This window comes from Nocardia sp. NPDC050799, assembly GCF_040654015.1.
GTDB lineage: Bacteria > Actinomycetota > Actinomycetes > Mycobacteriales > Mycobacteriaceae > Nocardia.
On sequence record NZ_JBFAHF010000049.1, the window covers coordinates 24,627 to 41,007 of the forward strand.

13 protein-coding genes are annotated in these 16,381 nt (G+C 62.9%); 3 read left to right on the forward strand and 10 right to left on the reverse strand.

The features are described from left to right. Positions 1-445 precede the first annotated feature (445 nt). Positions 446-1,831: a radical SAM protein gene (locus tag AB0H42_RS32330; protein WP_357062892.1), complete on the forward strand. Its 1,386-nt coding sequence runs from the start codon at positions 446-448 to the stop codon at positions 1,829-1,831. Beyond that, positions 1,828-3,216, forward strand: a complete 1,389-nt coding sequence (locus AB0H42_RS32335) for a radical SAM protein (RefSeq protein ID WP_357062894.1) — start codon at positions 1,828-1,830, stop codon at positions 3,214-3,216. Before AB0H42_RS32330 ends, AB0H42_RS32335 begins: the two co-directional genes overlap by 4 nt. On the opposite strand, the gene AB0H42_RS32340 is transcribed toward AB0H42_RS32335, so the two are convergent. The 10 genes from AB0H42_RS32340 to AB0H42_RS32385 form a co-directional block, all read right to left on the reverse strand. Continuing rightward, positions 3,191-4,057, reverse strand: a complete 867-nt coding sequence (locus AB0H42_RS32340; RefSeq protein ID WP_357062896.1) for a glycosyltransferase family 2 protein — start codon at positions 4,055-4,057, stop codon at positions 3,191-3,193. The two genes, AB0H42_RS32335 and AB0H42_RS32340, sit on opposite strands and share 26 nt — an antisense overlap. 140 nt (positions 4,058-4,197) lie before the next feature. After that, positions 4,198-6,747 (reverse strand): S8 family peptidase, encoded by a 2,550-nt coding sequence (locus tag AB0H42_RS32345; RefSeq protein ID WP_357062898.1) that lies wholly within the window; start codon positions 6,745-6,747, stop codon positions 4,198-4,200. Between the two features lie 4 nt (positions 6,748-6,751). Next, positions 6,752-7,750, reverse strand: a complete 999-nt coding sequence (locus tag AB0H42_RS32350) for an AAA family ATPase (protein ID WP_357062900.1) — start codon at positions 7,748-7,750, stop codon at positions 6,752-6,754. Positions 7,751-8,056: 306 nt separating this feature from the next. Beyond that, entirely contained in the window at positions 8,057-9,247 is a 1,191-nt protein-coding gene (tuf, locus tag AB0H42_RS32355) for an elongation factor Tu (protein ID WP_030525250.1), read from the reverse strand. A gap of 136 nt (positions 9,248-9,383) precedes the next feature. Then, positions 9,384-11,486, reverse strand: a complete 2,103-nt coding sequence (gene fusA, locus AB0H42_RS32360) for an elongation factor G (protein ID WP_357062902.1) — start codon at positions 11,484-11,486, stop codon at positions 9,384-9,386. Between the two features lie 126 nt (positions 11,487-11,612). Next, on the reverse strand, positions 11,613-12,083 hold the full coding sequence (gene rpsG, locus AB0H42_RS32365) for a 30S ribosomal protein S7 (RefSeq protein WP_150399709.1): 471 nt from the start codon (positions 12,081-12,083) through the stop codon (positions 11,613-11,615). A 1-nt stretch (position 12,084) separates the two neighbouring features. After that, the gene (gene rpsL / locus AB0H42_RS32370; protein WP_030525247.1) at positions 12,085-12,459 is read right to left on the reverse strand and encodes a 30S ribosomal protein S12; all 375 of its coding nucleotides are present in this window, start codon (positions 12,457-12,459) and stop codon (positions 12,085-12,087) included. 407 nt (positions 12,460-12,866) lie between these two features. Beyond that, positions 12,867-13,421 (reverse strand): DUF3558 domain-containing protein, encoded by a 555-nt coding sequence (locus tag AB0H42_RS32375; protein ID WP_357062903.1) that lies wholly within the window; start codon positions 13,419-13,421, stop codon positions 12,867-12,869. A gap of 5 nt (positions 13,422-13,426) precedes the next feature. Continuing rightward, a complete protein-coding gene (locus tag AB0H42_RS32380) occupies positions 13,427-13,957 on the reverse strand; it encodes a DUF3558 domain-containing protein (RefSeq protein WP_357062905.1) in 531 nt (176 codons plus the stop codon). 111 nt (positions 13,958-14,068) lie between these two features. Beyond that, positions 14,069-15,043, reverse strand: coding sequence for an NADPH:quinone oxidoreductase family protein (locus AB0H42_RS32385; protein ID WP_357062906.1), 975 nt, complete (start codon positions 15,041-15,043; stop codon positions 14,069-14,071). A 350-nt stretch (positions 15,044-15,393) separates the two neighbouring features. Between AB0H42_RS32385 and AB0H42_RS32390 the strand changes: the two genes are divergently transcribed. Continuing rightward, positions 15,394-16,164 (forward strand): acyl-ACP thioesterase domain-containing protein, encoded by a 771-nt coding sequence (locus tag AB0H42_RS32390; protein WP_357062908.1) that lies wholly within the window; start codon positions 15,394-15,396, stop codon positions 16,162-16,164. Positions 16,165-16,381 lie beyond the last annotated feature (217 nt).

Here is a 16,381-nt window from a genome sequence, read left to right on the forward strand (position 1 = left end):
AGCTCAGATCAGGGGGACTGGTGGCGCTGACCTTCGGGCACGAAGGCTTTTCGATCGCATTGCGGTGCGATCGGCCGATTCGGGTAACGAGCTTCGAAGAAGCTCAAACGCTTCTACGAATTCACCACTACTGCTCGACGGAGGTTTGCCAGGCCAGGTGTTCCGCGCAGTCATTCCTAGATTACGTGACAGGCGGATAGATACCTCCGATAACTAGGACGGAGTTGGCATTGAGAAACCCCGATGGGCCCTCCATCGACTCTTCAGCAGAGAACCGGACTATCCCGTTGTTGCCCAGAAGAATTCCCGGGTCAACCTTCAAGGAACAGGACGAAATTTCTAGGGAACTACCGGCGACAGAGACTGACCTTGCGACCATCTCCAAGCTTCTGAACGCCCTGTATGCGTGGGCCAGTCAGAAATCAGAAGGAGGTTCGCCGCACCAATGAACAGAAACAAGTCAACTGAGACGGCAAAGGCCGAGCCGAACCGCCCGAACCACCAGACAATCCGATGGGATAGATACGAAATGAATCTCAGCGACTATTACGGCACGCGGATAGAACCGACTGGCCGGGTGCTGCGACTGGTAATCGATGCTGTCAATGAGTGCAACCTGCGGTGCAGATATTGCCATCCCGGCGAGGTCTGGCGTAACCAGCAGCTCGATGCCACTGTGGTGCAGCAGGCTCTTTCTGCGGCAGAGGACGCCGGCACGCTGGAGGTGGTGCTGACCGGCGGAGAAATGATGATGCATCACCAACTGCACGCAGTTCTCGACAGCACTCAGCTCCTGCGGCAGTGCGCGTCCGCGCTGATCACAAACGCCACATTGATCACCTCGGATATCGCGCGTCGGCTCTCCGGATCGAACCTGACCCGGATCTGCACCAGCGTCGACGGTGTCACCAACGATCTGCATGGCTCGGCGCGCGGGAAGAACCTGCCGCGGGTCCTGGAGGGGCTGCACATGCTGGCCGGTACTGGAAAACCGATCACTGTCATCACCGTCGTGCATCGCGGCAACTGGGAGCGCGTCATCGAACTCAGCAAATATCTTGCAGGTCGCAAGCTCGCGGCACAGCACCATTTGTGCGCACCAAGCTATTCCGGTCAGGCTCGCGAACACTACCCGGAGCTGGCGTTGCGTGAGCACGAATTCCACGGTGTGCAGGCCCTGGTCGACGAACACCAGGCAGACCTCTACGCGCGTGGCCTGTATCTGACATTCAATTCTTTCTGGCCTGCCACAGGGGAAGTACCGAGGCGCACCGGACGCACGATCACGCTCCAGCAACTGTCCGAACAAGTCAAAGACACCCTCTGCAATATCCGCCCGAATGGCGAGTTTCGGTTGCAAGCAACGACATGGGGCCGGGAAATGGTCGGCAACGCTGTGCTCGGCTCGGTCCATGACCAACCACCGCGCCATTTGCTCAGAAACGCCGAATCAGTACTCGCCAGCGGTTCTGCCATGCAACTACCGCGGGAAATCGAGGCACGGCATAAGTTCCAGATCGGCACACACTACGAAACCGAAGAACGCCAGGCAACCGATTTGCTCATCAGCCGCACCGGCGGCGACGTGTCCGATGTCGAGCTTGTGCCCATTCGCAGCGTCGACAAGCACTGGGCCCTGGAAAACTCTTTCGACATTCCCAAGCTGGCGGCTGAACTGAAAATCGAACCCCAGGACCGACGAGTCCTGCACCACCCTACCGGGGTCGTGCTCGTCTTCCACCGGCACCACTCGCTGGTCACAGTCCTTCGACCGGCCGAATGGAACGCCGTGCGCCGAGAGCTGGCATCTCAGGAACGGCAGTCGGCATGAGTACACCATCGGGAACCCGCACCAGCATCCTGTGGGACGACGCCGACCTGGCTCGTCTCGTCAAGGCCGCGACCGCCGGGACGAGCGGTCGCCTCCGGGCAACGGTCCTCTCGCATTTGGCTGTACCTTCCACTCCAGCCGCCCGGCTCGCAGCCGATGTGGAAGTAGATCTGGGGATGGTGCGGGCGGCTTACCGCCACTGCCGGTCCAGCACTGCGGTGCACGAGCTGGTCAGCAGCAACTACTATCCGCATCGACTACGCTGGGCTGCTGCTGCATCGACCATCACCGAGTGGCGGCGAAGCCCGGACCGGCCGGCCCGCATAGCGGCGCGCGAGCCGGTGATGTCGGAAACCGTAGAAATCCATCCCACCCGCGGTACCTGCAACTACTCCTGCGCAATGTGCCTGTGGTCGGATCAGAAAGAGCTCACCTACACCACCCAGTCCCTCGACACCGGCGGCCTGCTCAGCGCACACGAATGGATTCGACTACTCGGTGACCTCCGCGACGGTGGCGCCCAACGCGTGGTGGTATCCGGCGGCGGTGAAGCCCTGATCAACCCCGACCTCCCCGAGGTCCTCACCGCCGCTGCCGATCTCGGGTTCGAGATTCACGTCTACACCACTGGGTACAGCATCCGGCCCGGAACACCGCTGTTCGCGGCTCTGCTGCGCTGCCATCGGATCCGATTCAGCGTCCACTCGCCAGATCCCGTTACCTACGACCGCATTGCCGGTACCCGCCCTCAACAGCGGGCCTTGCAACGGGTCGTGGATAACTTGGCATCTCTGCGCACTGCACGTAGCGATGGTCTACAACTCGGTATGGGCTGTGTCATTCAGCCGTTCAATGTCGACCAGACCGCCGACATGGCCGCATTCGCAGCCGAGGCCGAGGCAGACTGGCTCGATCTCCGGAAAGACGAGGTCGAAGTCACCAACAGCCTCGACGATAGGCAGATTGCGCAACTGCGCGAACAACTCCGTGCTGTGCGCGCTGCCCCGCCCGACGGAACCCGGATCGATCTCGGCGACGAACTTGTCGCCGTTGCCAACGGCTCCACTCCTCAACGAGCCCGAACCCGTGAATGCATGGCCCGCTACCTCCGACCCACGATCAGTCCATATGGATTGCTCGCACCCTGCGACCTGAAAGCCGAACCCCGGTTCGCACAGAGCGGATACGACCTTGGCAACATCAAACGCTCCCGCATCCTCGACGTGATCACCAGCTCAGCACAACAACCAATCGCCGACGATTGCAGCCAATGCATGCCCAGCTCCCGCACAGGTAACGCGGTGGTACACAAACTGCTCGATGATCTAGCGGCTGGCCTGACCTTGGACGAGCAGCCGTTCAGTTACGCGCCAGCCGGCCCGTGATCGTCGTGCGAGCGGCGGCAAGAACACCACGCACTACCAGCCCCGCGGCGACCAGCGGCGAAAACAGCATCCACGGTGTGCCCCGGTGGTAGTCGCAGTAGAAACGGAGGGCGCTGCGGTGGTGGGTGCGCACTTTGCGCAGTGGCGCCGAACGCATGCTGCCACCCTCACGGTGGCGGATCTCCACACTCGGATCCAGCACGACCCGCCAACCGTTGCGGTGCATATCGAGAGCCATTTTCGTTTCCTCGAAGTAGAGGAAGTATCGCTCGTCGAATCCGTGTACCGCATCGAATGCTTCACGGCGGAACAGCATGCAGCATCCCGAAATCCAGTCCACGTCACTGACTTCTGTGACCTGTCGGCCGAAATATCGACGTGTGGCCGGGTTACTCGGCCACACGCCACCCAGGAGCGCGTGCGCGATACCAACCAGCAGCGACGGAAACGCGCGACCGGAGGGGTACAGCGTCCCGTCCAGCCGGGCGATACGCGGTCCTATCATTCCGATCTGCTCGTCGGAACGGGCCGTTTCCACAAGCGCCGATATCGAACCGGGAGCCAGTTTCGTATCCGGATTTGCCACCAACAGCCATTCCGCATCGGTCTGTGCTGCCGCCTGATTGATCGCCGCGGCCAATCCGACGTTGCGACGGTTACGGGTAACGCGGCCGCCGAATTTCTCGACCAGTTCGGGACCGTCGTCGGTAGACGTGTTGTCCACGCAGACGATATCCAGTTCCAGAGGCTGCACCGCGGCCTCGATCGACTCCAGAAAAGTAGGTAGATCCTCCGCACTTTGGTACGTGATCAGCAGGACACCGACGGTCTTGTCACGCATGCGGGGACCCTATCAGCGTTCGATGAAGTCCTCACCCTCGATCACGCAAAACGCCCACCGGCAGAGCGACGCCGACGAGGTGGTTGACGAGGATCGGCCAGCTGCGCGGCGCTGCTCCGCCACACAGCCTGTGTCACGCACTACGTCTGCACGGCAACTTCGGTGGCGATTTGTTGCGCTACCGGAGTCCATAAATCGACATCTACAGCGGGTGACTCGATTCCTACCACCAGTGAGTAATGGACACCGAGCTGGCTTTGGTCATAGCGCGGCCGGTCTTTCCACCACCCGGCCACAGGGAATACCGCGATGTCACCCTTGTTGGCGAGTTCGACAGCTGTTCCAGTCCACAGATCGGTTTGCAATGAGCCCGGCCCGCGCTGCTGCACGCCGAACAGCCATCCCTGCTCCGAAGCGAGCCCCACCGGCTTCTCGTCGTTGACCCGGGCGCGGAGATTGATTCGTTGACGAAACGCAGTCAGATTGTCCTCGGGTCTGCGGACCATGAACCGCAGACCGTACGAGGGATAAGCGTAGCGCCCAGACCAACCGCGGCTCGATGGGTTCGGTTCGATGAAGTACGACAAGGTCACACGCATAGTGACCTGCGCCTCGCCCAGTGCCTCAAGCTCGTCTCGAGGCCACGGGAGACGGTGGAGATTCATCTCGCGCGCTTTTCCGGCAGTTGCATTGTTGTCCCGTTCAAATGGGCGGATGCTTGACTCTGAAACCAGAGTTAACGCATCGGTGGCACTGCGCAGAGCGCGGATTCGGCTTGGCACGCCCATTCCGTAACGGCGTTGGAGTTTCGCCTTCCTTGTTTTGGTCGGGGCCGCATCGAACTGGCGTTTCATCGTTGATGTCCATTCGGCGGAGTGAACAATCAATGCTCTGACCGTTTCCGCTCGGATACCCGGATACTCGGCCATTATCGCGCCAGCGATCGAGGCAACCTGGGCTGTGGCTGCCGAAGTATCCCTCGTAGTGGTGAATGCGCGCTGACCGTTCTCCTGCAGTCGAGTGGTCAACACTCCCAAGCACTCGGGAGTCTGCCCTGCATCGTCATGCGGGGAGACCGCCACGTTCCCGCCTTCGGCGACCACCTCGGGTTTGAACGGCCACTTCGAAGGGTCGAACGGCACTGACGTTCGACTGGTCGGCGCAAGCTCGCCCCTGGGTGCAAGTGGTGCATAGCCATCGAATACTGTTGGCGCCCCACTCATGTCATCTTTGTCGGTGTAAGCGCCAACCGTTAGCGCATTCCAGGCCTGAGCGGGGTCCTCGGCCGGTTCGAAATCACTTCTGTCCAGATGGTCGTCGGAGACGACTATGTCGCGGATGTTGCCGGCGGAGATGATGAACAGTCGCGATCGGCCCAAATCACTACGGTCAAGGTAGGTCAGACCAGGTTCGGTGTCGCTGATCGTGCGACCATAGGCGAGGGCGTCAACCGCTGCCGACCATGACGTGGGCCTGCCCGCTTCTTCGCGAGCCGATTGGTCGGTGCCAGCATCCCTGGTCGGCGACTGCGCCGTAACTGCAAGTAGGAAGGCGCGGTCGCGCCTTGGTGCCTGTATTTCTGGACGATCTACCGACTTTGCGGTCACCGCACCGTAGAGATCGGGGTGATTGCTGCCGTTGTCGGGGAGAAACTTCACCGATTCCAGCCGGTGACGCAAATAGACGTCATGCGGACTGAGTACGGCTTGGTGCAAATCTTCGAACAGCGCCAGACCTGCCATCTCCGTGCCGTGGCGCAGGATCGGCCGCTTGTTCCAAGTCGGTTCTGCGACGTGGATGTCAGAAGGATGCAGAGAATCGACCAATAAAGGGTGGCCGTCTTGGACACCAGTGTCCAAGACACAGACCACTGGAGCGTCCATATCAGCCACTCTGGTGCGACTAAGAAGCTCGTCGACCCATTGCACCTGCTCGGAAGCACTCATGTCGACCAGGACATCGGCGATCTCACGTGGCCACCGCAACTCGGCCAGATCGTCAAGAGATTCGAACATCTGCGACAGTTCATCAACCGTAGCCTGTAGGAGCGCGACCGTTCGGTCACCGAACCCCAGGAAATGGCGGCCCATGGGCAGCCCGGAACCTTGTGCAAGAGCACGGAGTCGCTGCAGTTCCGTACCGTCGCGATTGCGCAGCCATACTTCCCACCACTGGCGGCACTGGTTATCGTCGGGGAACAGGCGGTCCGGGTCGGTCCACAACTCGCGGATAGTGGCGCGGCGAATCGATGCAATCCCCTCGACCAACACGGCATACTGCGGCCTGTCATCAGCCACCGATTCGACGTACTTGGTCAGCCGCCTGAGGAAGTAATGCTTGGCACCCGCCGGGACATAGACAGTCGCCATCTGAACATCGCCGCCAGTCGTCGTCTCACTTTTAACGGCCAGCAGCTCAGGTTTACTCCCTGGCCCCTGCGGATCCAAGCTTTGTAGCGCTAGCTCAAGGCCTGGGAAAGATACAAACGTAATGGTTACGCCGTAGTCTTCCTCGTCAGCGCCAATGGGAGCAAGCGCCGTGCCGAGTTCCTGCTGGAGCCGCCGACCATGTTCGCCACGGTCACCAGACAAAGGCTCGCGCTGCGCAGCATGACCCCCGGATACTCCCGTGAACGGTTCAGCGAACGGCGCTGTGGGAACAATCAGATGTGGTTTGTTGCGGTCAGTCATCTCGTTAGCTGACCTCGCCGCGGTGGCGACTCAGGTCGCGTCTATCGTCAAGCGCCACAATCAGATCGTCAGTTCGGATCTGTCCGCGACCAGTCAGTACGGCACTTTTCGCCGCATTCTCCGCGGCCAATGTGATATCCGCATGGCTGAGTCCGTTCGCAGCGTCAATGATGCGCTTCCAACCCAGGTTACTGATGCGGAAGTTCGCCAGACGGTTCTTGATCACCGACCGCACCGCATCGTTGTCGGGTAGCTCGAAGGTAATGACCGATTCGAACCGGCGAAACACTGCCTTATCGAGCAACTCTGGGTGATTCGTCGCGGCAACGATGACGCTGTCAGACGTGTCTTGCTCCAGGAACTGCAAAAAGGAGTTCAAGACACGGCGGATCTCACCAACATCATTGGCAGCAGAGCGATCCCCAGCGAGTGCATCCATTTCGTCGAACAGGTAGACGCCCTGCGTCTCGACAAGTGCGTCGAAAACCAAGCGGAGCTTCGCTGCTGTCTCACCCATGAACTTGGTGATAATCGTGTCGAGCCGAATTGCAAACAGCGGCAATCCTAGTTCACCGGCTAGGACACGGGCAGTCGAGGTTTTCCCCGTACCCGGAGGCCCAACCAGCAGCAGCCGCCTTACTGGTGTCAAACCATGCCGAGCAAGGTCGGTTCGCCGACCCTGTTCGAGCAACACCTGCCGCAATCGGACATCAACCTGAGGATTCAACGCAAGATCGGCGAGTCGCGCATCGGGATAGGTCACCGATAGCAGCGAGCCCAGCTCTCCACGAGGTTGGACAACCGGCACCACCGAGGCGATACGAGTGGTAGAAACACTCTTGCGACGCAGATCATCGACAAGATCGCGCAGTTCCTGTGAGAACTTCTCCTGGCCCGATCGGGCTGCCCGGGCCGCGACCTGCATCGCGACGGAGTAGAACTGTCGGTCATCACCATCGGAATGGCTCTTGATGAGGGCCTTGAGCTGGTCATTCGTTGCCATCGACCCTCCTCGACTCCGCCGCTTCACGGCCCCTGTGGCCTCAGGATACGCGGACTATATCTTCAATGATGCACGTTGTGTTACCGCCCCGCAGCGAGTAGAAAGTTACGCCACTCGACCGTCGACGACGCGTCTCGCAGACGTGTCGCGGTGAAATACCAATGCCACTGGCGATGCTCGTGCGGCAGCACAGAGTACGCTGGCGTTCGCCAAAGTTGCTGTGGACGACCTTGATCCACGATCTTCATGCGAAATGCAAACGGCGCCGCCCCGAAGGAGCGGCGCCGTTTCCAGCGATTCAGTGAATCACTTGATGATCTTCGTGACGCGACCGGCGCCGACGGTGCGGCCACCCTCGCGGATCGCGAAGCGCAGACCCTCGTCCATGGCGACCGGCTGGATCAGCTTCACCAGCATCTCGGTGTTGTCGCCGGGCATAACCATTTCGGTGCCCTCGGGCAGGGTCACAACGCCCGTCACGTCAGTCGTACGGAAGTAGAACTGCGGACGGTAGTTGTTGAAGAACGGGGTGTGGCGGCCACCCTCGTCCTTGGACAGGATGTAGGCCTGACCCTCGAACTCGGTGTGCGGGGTGGTGGTACCCGGCTTGATGACGACCTGGCCGCGCTCCACGTCCTCGCGCTTGATGCCACGGATCAGCAGACCCGCGTTGTCACCGGCCTGCGCGGTGTCCAGCATCTTGCGGAACATTTCGATACCGGTGATGGTGGTCTTGGTCTTCTCCGGGCGGATGCCGACGATCTCGACTTCCTCGTTGAGGTTGACCACACCGCGCTCCACACGACCGGTGACGACGGTGCCACGACCGGTGATGGTGAAAACGTCCTCGATCGGCATCAGGAACGGCTTGTCGGTCTCACGCACCGGGTCCGGGATGGACTCGTCGACCGCGTTCATCAGCTCGATGATGGATTCGCTCCACTTCTCGTCGCCTTCCAGCGCCTTCAGGCCGGAAACGCGCACGACGGGGGCGTCCTCGTCGAACTCCTGCGAAGCCAGCAGCTCGCGGACCTCCATCTCGACGAGCTCGAGGATTTCCTCGTCGTCGACCATGTCCGACTTGTTCAGCGCGACCAGGATGTAGGGCACGCCGACCTGACGGGCGAGCAGCACGTGCTCACGGGTCTGCGGCATCGGGCCGTCGGTGGCCGCGACCACCAGGATGGCGCCGTCCATCTGCGCCGCACCGGTGATCATGTTCTTGATGTAGTCGGCGTGACCCGGGGCGTCGACGTGGGCGTAGTGGCGCTTCTCGGTCTGGTACTCGACGTGGGAGATGTTGATCGTGATACCACGAGCCTTCTCCTCCGGCGCCTTGTCGATCTGATCGAAGGCAAAGCTCTCGTTCAGATCCGGGTACTTCTCCGCCAGCACCTTGGTGATCGCTGCGGTCAGCGTGGTCTTGCCGTGGTCGACGTGACCGATGGTGCCGATGTTGACGTGCGGCTTTGTCCGCTCGAACTTCGCCTTCGCCACTGTGTGGTCCTCCTGGACTTGTTGGTGCTTGCAGTTGCAGCAGTGCGGGGGTCATCCCCACGTACGTGGGGAACTAACGGTTGTACAAACTCCCGGGAGCTCCGGAGCAGGTGAGCTACCTGCTCCGGAGGGGTACTTACTCGCCGGTCGCCTTGGCGATGATCTCCTTCGACACGTTGGCCGGAACCTCCGCGTACGAATCGAACACCATGGAGTAGTTCGCCCGGCCCTGGGTCTTCGACCGCAGGTCACCGATGTAACCGAACATCTCCGAGAGCGGAACCAGCGCCTTGACGACACGGGCACCACTGCGTTCCTCCATGGCCTGGATCTGGCCACGGCGGGAGTTCAGGTCGCCGATCACATCGCCCATGTAGTCCTCGGGCGTGGTGACCTCGACCGCCATCAGCGGTTCGAGGATCACCGGACCGGCCTTACGGGCCGCTTCCTTCATGGCCTGCGCGCCGGCGATCTTGAACGCCATCTCCGAGGAGTCGACGTCGTGGTACGCACCGTCGAGCAGGCTCACCTTGAGGTTGACCAGCGGGTAACCGGCGAGCACACCGTACTGCATGGCGTCCTGTGCACCCGCGTCGACCGAGGGAATGTATTCCTTCGGTACGCGGCCACCGGTGACCTTGTTCTCGAACTCGTAGGTGGCGCCGTCTTCACCGACGAACGGCTCCAGCGCGATGATGACCTTCGCGAACTGACCCGAACCACCCGTTTGCTTCTTGTGGGTGAATTCGAGCTTCTCCACCTTCTTGGTGATCGTCTCGCGGTAGGCCACCTGCGGCTTGCCGACGTTGGCCTCGACCTTGAATTCGCGCTTCATCCGGTCGACCAGAATGTCCAGGTGCAGCTCGCCCATACCGCCGATGACGGTCTGGCCGGTCTCCTGGTCCAGCTTCACCGTGAAGGTCGGGTCCTCTTCGGCGAGCTTCTGGATCGCGGTGCCCAGCTTCTCCTGGTCGGACTTGGTCTTGGGCTCGATGGAGACCTCGATGACCGGGTCCGGGAAGGTCATGGACTCCAGCACGATCTGGTTGTTCGGATCGCACAGGGTGTCACCGGTGGTGGTGTCCTTCAGGCCGATGACCGCGTAGATGTGGCCGGCGCTGACCTGGGGTACCGGGTTCTCCTTGTTGGAGTGCATCTGGAACAGCTTGCCCAGCCGCTCCTTCTTGCCCTTGGTCGCGTTGATGACCTGGGCACCGGAGTCGACCTTGCCCGAGTAGACGCGGACGTAGGTCAGCTTGCCGAAGAACGGGTGCACCGCGATCTTGAACGCCAGGGCCGCGAACGGCTCGTCGGCGCTCGGCTTACGGGTGATGACCTCGTCTTCCTTGCCGGGCACATGACCCTGCACGGATTCGACATCCAACGGCGAGGGCAGGTAGTCCACCACGGCGTCGAGCATGGGCTGCACGCCCTTGTTCTTGAACGCCGAACCACACAGCACCGGGTACAGCTCGGAGTTGACCGTCAGCTTGCGAATGGCGCCCTTGATCTCGTCGATCGAGAGCTCTTCGCCACCGAAGAACTTCTCCAGCAGGGCCTCGTCCGATTCGGCGACGGTCTCGAGCAGTTCCTGACGGTACTGCTCGGCCTTCTCCTGGAGATCGGCCGGGATTTCCTGGACCTCGTACTTCTCACCGAGCTTGGTCTCGCCGGTCCAGACCTTCGCGTTCATCTCGACCAGGTCGACGATGCCCTCGAAGGTGTCCTCCGCGCCGATCGGCAGCTGGATGACCAGCGGCTTGGCGCCGAGGCGGTCCTTGATGGTCTGCACGGTGAAGTAGAAGTCCGCGCCGAGCTTGTCCATCTTGTTGACGAAGCAGATCCGCGGCACGTCGTACTTGTCCGCCTGCCGCCACACCTGCTCGGACTGCGGCTCCACGCCCTCTTTGCCGTCGAAGACGGCGACAGCGCCATCGAGCACACGCAGGCTGCGCTCCACCTCGACGGTGAAGTCGACGTGGCCGGGGGTGTCGATGATGTTGATCTGGTTCTGGTTCCAAAAGCAGGTCACCGCCGCGGAGGTGATGGTGATGCCGCGCTCCTGCTCCTGCTCCATCCAGTCGGTGGTCGACGCCCCGTCATGGGTTTCGCCGATCTTGTAGTTCACACCGGTGTAGAAGAGGATGCGTTCGGTCGTAGTGGTCTTGCCCGCATCGATGTGGGCCATGATGCCGATGTTGCGGACCTTGTTCAGGTCGGTGAGCACGTCCTGTGCCACGGAAATCTTCCCCGCTCGTAGCTAGTTGGGATTTTCGCCGACGACCGTATGGCCGTCATATCTGTCAAAGCGGAAGCGGAAGCTTCCGTAAGCCTCCCGGCCCAGGAGCGATGGGCCGGGCAGACATCACCAGCGGTAGTGCGCGAAGGCCCGGTTCGACTCGGCCATCTTGTGGGTGTCCTCGCGACGCTTGACCGAAGCCCCGAGGCCGTTGCTGGCATCCAGCAGTTCGTTGGCCAGGCGCTCGACCATGGTCTTCTCACGACGTGCCCGCGAGTAGTTGACCAGCCAGCGCAGCGCGAGGGTGTTGGAACGGCCGGGACGGACCTCGACCGGAACCTGGTAGGTGGCGCCACCGACGCGGCGCGGCTTGACCTCGAGGGCCGGCTTGACATTGTCCAGCGCGCGCTTGAGGGTGACGACCGGATCGGTGCCGGTCTTGTCGCGCGCCTGCTCCAGCGCGCCGTACACGATGCGCTCGGCAGTGGACTTCTTGCCGTCGAGAAGGATCTTGTTGACCAGTTGCGTCACCAGCGGCGACCCGTAGACCGGGTCGTTGATCAGCGGACGCTTGGGAGCGGGGCCCTTGCGAGGCATATCAGCTCTTCTCCTTCTTGGCGCCGTAACGGCTGCGGGCCTGCTTGCGGTTCTTCACACCCTGGGTATCGAGCGAGCCGCGAATGATCTTGTAACGCACACCGGGGAGGTCCTTCACACGACCGCCGCGCACGAGCACCATCGAGTGCTCCTGGAGGTTGTGGCCTTCGCCCGGGATGTAAGCCGTGACCTCGACCGCGCTGGTCAGCTTCACACGCGCGACCTTCCGCAGCGCGGAGTTCGGCTTCTTCGGGGTGGTGGTGTACACGCGGGTGCACACGCCACGACGCTGCGGGCTCCCCTTGAGGGCCGCGGTCTTGGTCTTGGCGACCTTGTCGCGGCGACCCTTGCGGACCAGCTGGTTGATGGTTGGCATATACCGGCTTTCCTTTTATCGGTTATGGCGGTGTCAGGGCTGTTCATCGAGCTTTCACCCGCACGTCCAACCACGTTTCTCGCGTCCCGAGGTCGGGCGTGTCGCGCGCAGTTCAGGGCCCGATTTACAGGCACGCTGGAATCGTCAGCCGCTCTCGCTGGCCTACGTCTACGCTCGATCTTGCCCGTATCCTTCCGGGCACAGCGGTCCACTGTACTCGGGCGTAGTGAATAGGGTCAAAACCGGGGTGATGTTGTGATATGGCGGGCCAGGACTCGGCCCCTCGGAGTCCGGCTCTCGACCCCTCCCGGGCATTCTCGCGTTCCCGTCTCAACCGTCGGATACCGCCGCTTGTTCCCGGGTCCACCGGGCCGCACGGGCAATACGGTCGACGGATCGGCTCGGCGCTACCGGGCGATATTGAGCGTGAGTTCGAGCAGTTTCTTGGCGGCGGCGCATGGGTCGGCCGTCCCGCCCGAGGAGTTCACCCACCAGCCGATCACCCCGGAGTCGGCGGCACTGGCGGTCATCCCGCACGAATTCGGGTCGTTCGGCCGCCGGACCTGCAGCGCGATCGTCCCCTGCACGGTGGTTTTGGTGCTGATGTAACCGAGTTTGTCGTTGGTCGCCTGCTCGGTGCGCAAGGACCCGTTCTCATACCAGTTCAGCGTGAGCATTCCGGAGCCGCCGCCGATATCCCACATGCAGACCGCACCGAAGAACGAATCGCTGATATAGGTGTTGCCGCCGAGTGCGTCGATGATCTGCTGTTCGGTCACCACCTCGCATTCCCGGAGCAGTTTGTCGATCTCGGTGGTGTCCACCGATTCGCCGCCGCCGACCGGTAGCGCGGTCCCGTCGACGGTACTGCCGCAGCCGGCGCCGAGCACCGTGATCACCAGCAGGACCAGCGCCGCGGCTGCGGTGCGCAATCGCCGGTGGCGGGTTCGCAGACGTCGCATCCTCTTCACTCCAGCCGCTCGACGGTCAGTTCGGCCAACGCCCGGCTGCGATCGCACGGGTTGCCGCGGTCGGTGCTGAACGAACCCAGCGAGGTGGACCATTCGAAGAAATCGTCGTCGAGCTGGACCGCGAGATCGCAGATGGTACCGGTGGGATCGAGTGCCGCGAAGCCGTTGCGGCCGCCGACGGTGATCGGTTCCGGCGGACGGCCGTGCGTGGTGACCCAGGCCTTCTCTCTTTCCAGCGGGCTACCGCGATAGGAGGCGAAGGTGATCGAGGCGCCGCCCAGCCCACCCGACTGCCAGTTGCAACCGACCGCGTTCTTGTACGACTGGACGATCTGCCGCAGACCCCCTACATCGCGTACCTCGTTGTCGGTGACATGCCCGCATTCCCCCACGAACGGACCGAGCGCGGCCACTTTCGGCGCCGGCCCCCGCGGCCCGTCGGCTTCCTCGGAACTCTGACCGGATCCGCAGCCCGTCAGAGCAAACGCCGCGGTTAACCCGAGGACTATCGCCGACCTGATCCGCATGCCGTGCACAATACCGACGAAAGATCGCTCCCGGCGGCGGTGCAGGTCGCCGATGGTTTCCGGAGTCCGGGTGGTCCGGCCCGCAGCGCGCGCACCGCGGGCCGGACGCATTCAGCGAACCGTGACCACGACTTTCCCGGTGGCGGCGCGCTTTTCCAGCGAGGCCACCGCCTGCGCGGCCTGTTCCAGCGGGTACAACACCGCCTGCGGCGCGGCGATCTTGCCGGCCGCGAACAGCGGCTCGACCTCGGCCCACTGCTCGGCCAGGTATCCCGGGTGCGAGAGCATCCATTCACCCCAGCCCGCGCCGACGACCTCGACATTCTTCAGCAGCAACCGGTTGACCTTCACCGTCGGGATATCGCCGCCGGTGAAGCCGACCACCAGCAGCCGGCCGCCGCGGGCCAGCGAGCGGATGCTGTCGGTGAAGCGGTCGCCGCCGACCGGGTCGAGCACGATGTCCACGCCGCGGTTGTCGGTGAGTTCTTTGACCCGGCCCAGCCAGCCGTCGGTGAGCACCACATCGGTGGCGCCGTGCGCGCGGGCGATCTCGGCCTTCTCCTCGGTACTCACCACGGCGATCACCCGGCCCGCGCCCAGCGCGCCCGCCAGCCGCAGGGTGGAGGTGCCGATCCCCCCGGCGGCGCCGTGGACGAGCACCGATTCACCTTCGGCGAGGCGGCCGCGGTTGCGCAGGCAGAAGTGCACGGTGAGATCGTTGAACAGGATTCCGGCGCCCGCCTCGAAGGAGATGTTGTCCGGAAGTTTGAAAACCATCTCGGCGGCGGTGCCGGCGACTTCGGCCATGGCGCCGCCGAGCATGGTGAGGGCACAGACACGGTCGCCGGGCCGCACATGCGCCCCCTCGGGGGCTTCGCGCACCACACCGGCGACCTCGCCGCCGACCACGAAGGGCAGCTGGGGTTTCATCTGATAGAGCCCGCGGGTCATCAGCACGTCGGGGAAGGCCACCCCGGCGGCGTGCACATCGATCACCACGCCGCCGGGCATCGGCTGCGGATCCGGAATGTCGACGATCTCGATCGCTTCCGGCCCCTCGAGTTTGCTGACCTGAGCTGCGCGCATATGCCGACCTCTCTGTTCGCCGACCGGCGGTTATAGATACGCGCCAGTCGATATGTACCAATCCACCCGTCCTCATCAACTTAATCGGCGCCACCGGCGCGAGTCCATCCCCCGCCCGGACCGGGCCGGACCATCCCGGCGCGCCATCGAACGATACGGTTCGCTCGGCAATGCGCCCGGGGTCGTCGGGGCCTCCAACGGCACCGGCCACGTCGGATACCGACCGCCGCCACGCGCCGAGCACAGCGAACCGACGGCTCGGCGTGGCGCGGTGACACACGCCCCGTAAAGTCGTCTCACAGGAAACACGCAGAAGTACCGCGGCCCAACTCGCCGCGCGAGGAGCACAAGTGTCACTCGATCAGCCGCTCGCCCCGCTTCCCCAGGAGGGCATGGGGTTCGTTACGGCGTGGCCGGTGCGAGCCGGCGACGTGGACCCGTACAACCGTGTACGCCTCGACGGTGTCGCCCGCTACCTCCAGGACATCGCCTGGGAACACCTCCAGCAATCGGTCCTGGAACAGAGCGACCCGAGCTGGATCATCCGGCGCACGGTCATCGACGTGGTGCGCCCGGTCCTGTGGCCCGACCACGTCCACCTGCGACGCTGGTGTTCGAGTATGTCCACCCGCTGGGCGAATATGCGGGTGCGCATCACCAGCGACCGGGGCGGCCTGATCGAAACCGAAGGTTTCTGGATCAATATTAACGAGTCGAACAATATGCCCGCCCGGATCAGCGACGCGGGTCTGGCATACCTCGCCCAGACCACCGCCGAGCAGCGACTCCGCTGGCGCCCCTGGCTCACCGACCCCGCGCCACCCGAATCCGACACCGACCTGCCGTTCCCGCTGCGGGCCACCGATATCGACCAGTACAACCATGTGAACAACACCTGCTACTGGCAGGCCGTGGAGCAGTACCTGGTCGACTACCCCAAACTGGTCAGCGGCCCGCACCGCGCGGTCATCGAATACGTCGCGCCGGTCCTGGCCCGCCAGCACATCAGCGTCCGCAGCCGATACGAACCCGGCGACCGGACCACGGGCCGGCCCACCCTGCGCCTGTGGTTCGTCGTCGACGGCATCACCACCACGATCGTCCGTATAGCGCCGCTGTAGACCGCGAGAACCGGCCGGGAGTCGGTGGTGGTGGTATTGCGACCAGGAAACTCGGGGTCGCGGCGTGCTTGTCGGCGAAGGTGGGCGTATGTGACTGCTCGCGAAGGTGCTGTGTTTTTGGCGGCGCCTTCGGCGCCGCGGGGTTGCGGCCCCCTTGGTCTCGCCGTTTCGGCCTCGAGACTCGAGCCTTCGGCTCATGCGCTTTCGAGGCCGAAAC

What these genes read in the sequence shown, in the direction of transcription:
- AB0H42_RS32330 (WP_357062892.1), top strand. Translation starts at nt 446, where the DNA reads ATGAACAGAAACAAGTCAACTGAGACGGCAAAGGCCGAGCCGAACCGC.
- AB0H42_RS32335 (WP_357062894.1), top strand. Translation starts at nt 1,828, where the DNA reads ATGAGTACACCATCGGGAACCCGCACCAGCATCCTGTGGGACGACGCC.
- AB0H42_RS32340 (WP_357062896.1), bottom strand. Translation starts at nt 4,057, where the DNA reads ATGCGTGACAAGACCGTCGGTGTCCTGCTGATCACGTACCAAAGTGCG.
- AB0H42_RS32345 (WP_357062898.1), bottom strand. Translation starts at nt 6,747, where the DNA reads ATGACTGACCGCAACAAACCACATCTGATTGTTCCCACAGCGCCGTTC.
- AB0H42_RS32350 (WP_357062900.1), bottom strand. Translation starts at nt 7,750, where the DNA reads ATGGCAACGAATGACCAGCTCAAGGCCCTCATCAAGAGCCATTCCGAT.
- rpsG (WP_150399709.1), bottom strand. Translation starts at nt 12,083, where the DNA reads ATGCCTCGCAAGGGCCCCGCTCCCAAGCGTCCGCTGATCAACGACCCG.
- rpsL (WP_030525247.1), bottom strand. Translation starts at nt 12,459, where the DNA reads ATGCCAACCATCAACCAGCTGGTCCGCAAGGGTCGCCGCGACAAGGTC.
- AB0H42_RS32375 (WP_357062903.1), bottom strand. Translation starts at nt 13,421, where the DNA reads ATGCGACGTCTGCGAACCCGCCACCGGCGATTGCGCACCGCAGCCGCG.
- AB0H42_RS32380 (WP_357062905.1), bottom strand. Translation starts at nt 13,957, where the DNA reads ATGCGGATCAGGTCGGCGATAGTCCTCGGGTTAACCGCGGCGTTTGCT.
- AB0H42_RS32385 (WP_357062906.1), bottom strand. Translation starts at nt 15,043, where the DNA reads ATGCGCGCAGCTCAGGTCAGCAAACTCGAGGGGCCGGAAGCGATCGAG.